The 7,290-nt window shown below is 59.6% G+C and carries 5 protein-coding genes; 1 reads left to right on the top strand and 4 read right to left on the bottom strand.

The window, feature by feature from the left end; translation table 11 throughout:
- Positions 1–311: 311 nt before the first annotated feature.
- Positions 312–2,477: a glycogen debranching N-terminal domain-containing protein gene (locus NW837_RS06950; protein ID WP_414330157.1), complete on the bottom strand. Its 2,166-nt coding sequence runs from the start codon at positions 2,475–2,477 to the stop codon at positions 312–314.
- Between the two features lie 131 nt (positions 2,478–2,608).
- The gene (locus tag NW837_RS06945) at positions 2,609–3,679 is read right to left on the bottom strand and encodes a glycosyltransferase family 4 protein (RefSeq protein WP_414330155.1); all 1,071 of its coding nucleotides are present in this window, start codon (positions 3,677–3,679) and stop codon (positions 2,609–2,611) included.
- 256 nt (positions 3,680–3,935) lie between these two features.
- Here NW837_RS06945 and NW837_RS06940 point away from each other — a divergent pair, with 256 nt between their 5' ends.
- Positions 3,936–4,631 (top strand): hypothetical protein, encoded by a 696-nt coding sequence (locus NW837_RS06940; RefSeq protein ID WP_414330153.1) that lies wholly within the window; start codon positions 3,936–3,938, stop codon positions 4,629–4,631.
- Between the two features lie 141 nt (positions 4,632–4,772).
- Here NW837_RS06940 and NW837_RS06935 read toward each other — a convergent pair whose 3' ends face one another.
- Positions 4,773–6,074, bottom strand: a complete 1,302-nt coding sequence (locus NW837_RS06935; protein ID WP_414330150.1) for a class I SAM-dependent methyltransferase — start codon at positions 6,072–6,074, stop codon at positions 4,773–4,775.
- 30 nt (positions 6,075–6,104) lie between these two features.
- Positions 6,105–7,253: a glycosyl transferase gene (locus NW837_RS06930; protein ID WP_414330148.1), complete on the bottom strand. Its 1,149-nt coding sequence runs from the start codon at positions 7,251–7,253 to the stop codon at positions 6,105–6,107.
- Positions 7,254–7,290 lie beyond the last annotated feature (37 nt).

The raw sequence follows: 7,290 nt of genomic DNA, 5'->3' as shown, positions 1-7,290 counted from the left end.
AGGCCCTCTACGACCGGTTTCAAATCATCATCCAGGAACAGCTGCCCCAAATTGGCACTTTCAACCCCCTGGTTCTCTCAGCCCTGCGCAACCGCATTCAAGGGGTGGATCCCCGACCCATTCTGGGGCCATTGTGGAATTTGGATCAGCTCTACATTCAAGAGTAGAACTTCTGATGACGTGTCTGATGATGCATCTGATGATGTGAGATAGGGAGAGGCTGTCTGAACTGTTGAGTTGTGTCCCTATCGCCACATTTGGCAGGTGAAACTTAGTTGTAGGTTGGGTTGCGGATGTCCTGAATTTTGCAACTATTTCACCGTCAACTCCACGTCCCCCGCACTCCTGAGAATGTTGATCCCCACCCCTCCTGACTGCAGATAGAGACCGATGTCCAGGGATCCCTGGCCCACCTGCACATTCTCAAGGATGACGTGGGGCAGCCACAGGGGCAGAGTGGGCTTGGTCAAATGCACCCGTTGGGCCAGCCCGTCGATCTCCAGCCCCAGACAAGCCTGCAGCAGCAAAAACACACTGGCCGCCGCCCAAGACTGGGGCAGACAGGCCACCGGATAAAGGGTGGGGCCCTCCCGCTGTCGCCGCCGAAAGCCACAAAACAGCTCAGGCAGCCGCTTCAGCTCCAGAAACTGGCTGGCATCGAACAGCGCTGTCAAGACCCGCACCGCTTCGCCCTTGAAGCCATAGCGAGATAAGCCTGCGGCAATCAAGGCATTGTCGTGGGGCCAGATGGAGCCATTGTGGTAGGACATGGGGTTGTAGCGCCCCTCTCCCTCCGGCACCGTGCGGATCCCCCAGCCGCTGAAGAAAGCTGGCTCCAGCAGTTGCCGGGCAATGCAGGCAGCATGCTCGGGATGGGCAATCCCCGAAAACAGACAGTGGCCCATGTTGGAGCTGCGCACCCGGCAGGGTTGCTTCTGGCCATCCAAAGCCAGGGCATAGCCCCCCAACTCTTCGCACCAGAAGTGATCCCAAAACTGCTGCTGCAGCTCTTCCGCTTGTTGTCGCAACTGGGCTGCTTGCTCTTGCCGCCCCAGCAGCTCGGCCATCTCTGCTGCCAACTGCTTAGCTTCGTAGGCATAGCCCTGCACCTCGCACAGGGCCAAGGGGGGTTCTGCCAGGGATCCGTCCGGGTAGAAGATGGCATCTTCAGAATCTTTCCAGCCCTGGTTGCGCAGGCCCCGCCGCGCCTTGCCGGCATACTCCAAAAAGCCGTCCCCGTCCGCATCCCCGTAAGTGTCCATCCAGTGCAGGGCTGCTTCGATGTTTGGCCAGAGCTGCCGCAACAGCTCTAGATCGCCGCTGCGGCGCACGTAGCGCCCTGCTAGCACCACAAACAAAGGGGTGGAGTCAATGCTGCCGAAATAATTGCCAAAGGGGATCTCGCGCGTCTTGGCCATCTCGCTGGAGCGCTGCTCATGCAGGATCTTGCCAGGCTCGGCATCGCGGCTGGGATCCACCTCCTGGGCCTGGTGGGCCGCCAGATACAGCAGCACCCCCCGCGCCAAGTCTGGAAACCACCAGAGAGTGGCCAGGGCGGTGATCAGGGCGTCGCGCCCGAAGACCGTGGTAAACCAAGGCACCCCCGCATAGGGATAAAGCCCGTAGGGAGTGCGGGTGAGCATCATCAGCAGATCATCCCGTGAGGCGTTGAGCCAATCGTTAAACTGAGCATTGCCGGTGTCGATCCGGTGGGCTTGCGCCCGCAAGGAAGCCCTTTGCTCCCGCTCCGCCTGCAGAGCCTCCTGGTAGGTCAAAGGGGCAATCTCCTCCCCGCCATAGCCGCAGATCACCCTCAGCTCCAGATCCCGTTCCTCCTGCGGGGCCAAAGGCACCCACCACTGCGCCAGCTTCTCCGACACTAGCTCCGGCGCCGGCAAAAATTGCAACTGGGTTTGCCGCTCCACTCCATCCAAGCCGCGGTAGCGGAGAACCACTCCCTCAGGATTCACCTGGGCCGGCAGCACTTGACCCCGCTGGGCCCGTCGGATGCCCCGGATCTCAAAAATATCGGCAAAGTCCGCCTCAAAGCGCAGGGTAATCGGCACGCGAAACGGCTCCGAGCCGTAGTTGTGAATGCGAATGCGCTCGTAGGCTACGTTGTTCCACAGAAAAGTAGTCCGTAGAACATGCAGGGTATCTTGACCGATAAACTGCCCCTCTGAGGTGGTGAACTCCGGGTTGGTCAGATCCACCGCCAAAATATCTTTGTCTTCCCGCACCTCTGAGCTGAGCAGCAGGAACTGCTTTCCCTGCAAGTCCAACACCCAGCGGGACAAAAAGCGGGTGTCGTCCCGGAAGAGGCCATGATCCCGGATGCCGAGGGGGCGCATGTTCCCTCGCCGGTCAAAGATGGCAAAGCAGTTGTCATGCTTGAGAACATGAGAGCGTGCCTCCACCCAAGAGGCGCTGGCCCGGATGTAGTACTGATCTTGAATTTGGATGATGTCTTCTGCCATCTCGGTCTTCTCGATCCCTATCCAGCCGGTCTCCTACGCGAACAGCTTACTGCTATCGGTCCACTCAAAGAAGGCGAAGAAGCAGGGGCCCCCCGATGCAGCCCAGCAGCCCTAGCTGCTACTTGGCCCATCTAAGCCTTATTAAGCTGCCTTCTTCGCGACATCTCCTGCCGCTCGTTTACCAGTTGGCGGTAGAGAGCCTCGTAGTCCGACACCATTCTTTCCACGCTGAACCGCTCCTCAAACACCTGCCGCACCCCGGCTCGGCTCAGGGATCCCACCTTCTCCACAGCCTCCACTGCTTCCTCCACCGAGTCGACAATAAAGCCGGAGCGCCTGTCGGCCATTACCTCGGGTACTGAGCCAAAACGGGTGGCAATTACCGGCGTGCCACAGGCCATCGCTTCAATCATCACCAGCCCAAAGGGCTCCGGCCAGCGGATGGGAAACAGCACCGCATAGGCCTTGCCCAAAAACTCGCTTTTCTCTTGGTCGGTGATTTCCCCTATGATCTCCACATTGGGGTGGCGACTGGCCAAAGGCTTAATTTCTAACTCGTAGTACTGGCGATCCACCGCATCGATCTTGATAGCAGCCTTCAGCGGCATCCCTGCCCGCGCCGCAATTTCAATAGCCGTGTCCAGCCCTTTTTCCGGGGAGACCCGGCCCAAAAAGGCCAGGTAGTCCCCCTTTTCTGGATAGAAACGGTAGAGATCCAGGGGCAAGCCGTGGTAGACCGTCCCCACCCAGCGGGCCTGGGGCAGCGGCAGCCGCTGGGCGTTGGAGATGGAGACCACCGGAATGTCCTGAAACTCGGTGTAGAGGGGCTGCAGCTCCGGAATGTCCAGTCGCCCGTGTAGGGTGGCCAAAAAAGAAACCTGCGGGTGGCGACGGGCCAGGGCATAGGGATAGTAGTCGATGTGGCCGTGGATGATGTCAAACTCGTCGGCCATCTGAAAGGCTTTCTCGACCATCAAAACATGAGGAGCCACTGTGTCGATGGCCGTGGGATCCAAACGCAAAGCCCGCTCCCGAAAGGGGATGAGGCGAGCCTGGGTTTGGGAGTCGCCGCTGGCAAACAACGTCACCTCATGCCCCCGCCGCACCAGCTCTTCGGTGAGCCAAGACACAACCCGCTCGGTGCCGCCGTAGAGCTTGGGGGGCACACTCTCATGCAAAGGGGCAATCTGAGCAATGCGCATAGCCATCCTCCACACCGAATCATCACTGCTTAACGAAAACTTCTGCTGGCGCTCCGCCGCCGACCCTTGGGATCCCCTGTTGAGGGCACGCCATTCCTGGCTAGACTGTTCCAGAGTGAGCAGGAAAGGAGTTCAGGCTGCCGCCACCTGCCGGAGAGTTGAAGAGGCTTGAATGAGAACCCCAGCCATCACTTGCTCTTGCCCGCCGCGGCTTAATTTTCCTCCTCAGCGCTGGCTGTGGAGTTGCTTGGGAGCCATGGCCATAACGGCTCTCACGGCTGTTGCCGCTTGGGCGCGGCCAGTGCTGGAAGTACGCATGACCCTGGGCTTGCCCATCAGCCCCAACTACTGGTACATGGTAGCTCTCAGCCGGGCCGGCAGCCCTGGCCCCACCGCCAACTTGGTGGATCCCAACGTCCGTGTGGGGCCCAACGAGTACACCTTTGTGCGGGACTGGGATTACCTCATTCGGGTTACCCCCCTCAACGAAGAGTCAGTCTTGCAGGCCACCATCCAGCGATTTGGAGAGCCGGAACGAGAGTTTGCCGTCGGCTTTAACCAGGTACGGGTTAATCGCCTTACCCGTGACCGCGATACCCTCAATTTCCAGATCGATATATCCGAGCTGCAGGGCCTTGATGGGCGAGACCAAGATATCCAGGTGGCTCTGCTCACCGCCCGTGCCCCCTTCCGCGTAGCCCCTGAAGAGACCAATCTGGCCATTGATGCCACCCGGGGGGATCTGCCCAATTTCTATCGCCTCAGCCTGTCCAATCAGCGGCAGGTGGTTGTGGACGACCCCCAGCGACAGGAGACGGTGCGCCGCAGCCGCGAATTGATCCAACAAAGTGGCTCCGGGGCTGCCCTCACTCGCGACCTCATTGAGGGCGGGGCTTTGGAGATTTTGGCTGCCAACATCCTCACCTTCGAGCTGCGCCTGGTGGATCGCTAGAGAGGGATCTCTTCCCATCTGACATCTGCCCAAGACCGTTCTTGCAGCCCGGCAGAGCCTCAATCCCTCAATAGTCGTTCCAAGTTGCCGTGAACCGGCCCATTGGCTTCCCTCTACCCTTGGGAGAAAGGCTCGGGGATCTCAAGCGATTGGAAAAACTCCTTCTCCTGGAACGGGTGCAGGATCCAACATCACAAACAAAAACGACTCCAGCCCCGCCAGGTAGGTGAGCACTTCCTCCCGGGCCGCTTCCAGCTCTAACTTGTTGACCTGGGCCGCTTGCTCAATCAAGGCTTTCACTGCCGTTGGCCCCTGCAACAGGGATCCCAGCCAGGCCATCTGAGGAGCTGGAATGGTTAGGCGTCCATAGCTAGCCCCCGGCCAATTCATGGCAAACTCCAGCTTCTTCTCGTAGGCTTTGGCGAAGTTTTGGCGAAATTCGACGTTGTCGGTCAGGATGGGGTTAAGCTGCACCCTGCCCCCCAGCCAATCGGCGTCGCTCCAGGGCAAGACCAAGGAAGAGCCGGGGTGTTCCGCCCAAAAGTCAATGAGGCGATGGTTGGGGTAGATCAGCTCATAAAAGTGATTTTGATCCGCAGGCGAGAGCTTGTCCAACTCAGCTTGCAACCAGGGGGGCATGGCCCTCTCCTTGAACAAAAGCGCCGGATCCCAGTCGGCATAGTCCACCAGACAAACCAGGCCCAGCTCAGCTTCCTCGAGCATGCGCATCAGGTCGGGGATCAGGAAGCCCTTGTCTCCTGGCAAGAGGTAGTTGGCCCGGATGTTTGTGTTGTCTTTGTAGATCTCAGGGTTCCAGCGCAGGGCTGCCCGCATTTCGTCCGAGGCCAAACTGGCCATGAATTCCCGTACCCGCTGACAGGCCTCAGGAGTGGGTAGATCAAACAGCCCCAGCAGCCGAAACGCCTCTTGTAGGCGAAAGATCACCTCCCGCTGGTAGGCGTGGTGCAGGTTGGCCCGCAGGATCCCGTCAGGTTTGAGAACCCGCTTGAGGGCTTTTAGCCCCGCCACCGGATCGTCCAGCAGATAGAGCACATCGTTAAGGCTGATGAAGTCAAATTCCAACCCCAACTGTTCGATATCCAACAGGTCGAGAACATACAACTCCACCTCTCCGAAACCGTGGTAGCGCAAGCGTCGCTCCGTCACCCGTACCGACTCTGCCGACAGGTCGCACACCACCAGCCGCGCCCCCGGATTGGCCTCCGCCAAGATCAACGTTTCCCAGCCCGAGCCGCAGCCAGCATTCAAAATGAGAGCGCCTTCGCTGGGCACAATGGCGCGGGTGCGGGCGTATTGGGCGGTGGTCAAACTTAGGCGGTACAACCCGTCAATGGCGTTGCGGCCCGAGGCCTCAATCGCCACATTGGGGTAGGGCAATTCTTCGTACAGTTGCCGCAGAGATTCTGTCGAGCTGCTGGCCATGGGATCCGCTGCAGGAAGCTGCCCTTTATGCTACCCGGCATCCCTTCCCCGCAGGAATGCCTCTAAGGCAGCAGCCAGGGTTTCATTCCCCTGCAGATCCAATCCATCCGGCCTCTGGGGTGGGTGGGCGGGATCCCGCAAAAAGTCCCAGGATCCTTGAAAAAACTCCTCTGGGGAGAGGATGCGATGCCAGCCGTAGCGCTGCAGACCCTCAACCAGCAACGGCGACTCGGCAAACCCAGAGCGGGTAACACAGGCCATAGGTGTGCGGCTGCGCAGGGCCTCCGCCAAAGTGCCATAGCCCGGCTTGGACACCACCCAGCGGCAGAGGGGCATCACATCCACCGGTCGCCACACCCGCCCATCCAAAACCCGCAAGTTGGGCAAGGGGGGAGCTTCCGGATCAAAGGTGAGAAACTGCCAGTCGGGAAAATCTTGGAGCCGCTCGTAAGGAAACCCCCGTACCCCTAGCCCGCCAAAGGTGAACAAAGCCCTGGGTTGATCCGGGTGTAACCCCAACTGGGCGGCGACCTCTTCTGGTGGGTAGCGGGGATCCGATCCCGTCAGCCCCACCTCCTGCTGACGCGGAAAAGCGCTAGTGCTCCGCACCGCTGACGCGACCATGCTCTCGCTAAAGGGCAGGCGAAACAGAAGGTCACATTGCCCATAGAGCTCCCGAACCCAGGCCACAAACGGTTGAAACTCCGGGCCATACTCCTGATAGATGAAATCCCAGCCAAAATTACTGGCCATCCAGCAAGGGATCCCAGCAGCCTGGGCAATCGCCGCAGCAATGGGCGGCACATCCGCCAACACCAAAGGCACCCCCTGGGCTCGAATGAAATCCGCTTCTTCTCGAATAAGCTCCGCAGCGCTGGCTTTAAACGCCTTGAGGGCAGCCAACGTAGCCGGCAGATCCGCTTGCAGCCCATCCGGCTGCACCACCCCCACATCCAACGCCCGCGGCCGATGGAGAAACTTCCCCTCCACGTAACGCTCCAGGAGCCAGCGGGGAGCCGGCGTAACAAAGATGGGCAGAACATGGGGATCCCGCCGCAGCAAAGCATTCACGACCGCCGCCAGACGGGTAACGTGCCCAAACCCGTGAGCTGTTGCCGCCACATACAGAGGAACGGGATTCATTGTGCTGATACATTTACGCTGAACACTGCTGAACATCACTGTTCAACTATGCAGCGATAGCATTCTGTTTGTT

Origin of the sequence: Synechococcus sp. R6-10, assembly GCF_047461815.1 — a bacterium.
Lineage (GTDB): Bacteria > Cyanobacteriota > Cyanobacteriia > Thermostichales > Thermostichaceae > Thermostichus.
Note: the sequence above shows the minus strand (reverse complement) of the source record. Positions and strands in the feature narration are given on the sequence as shown.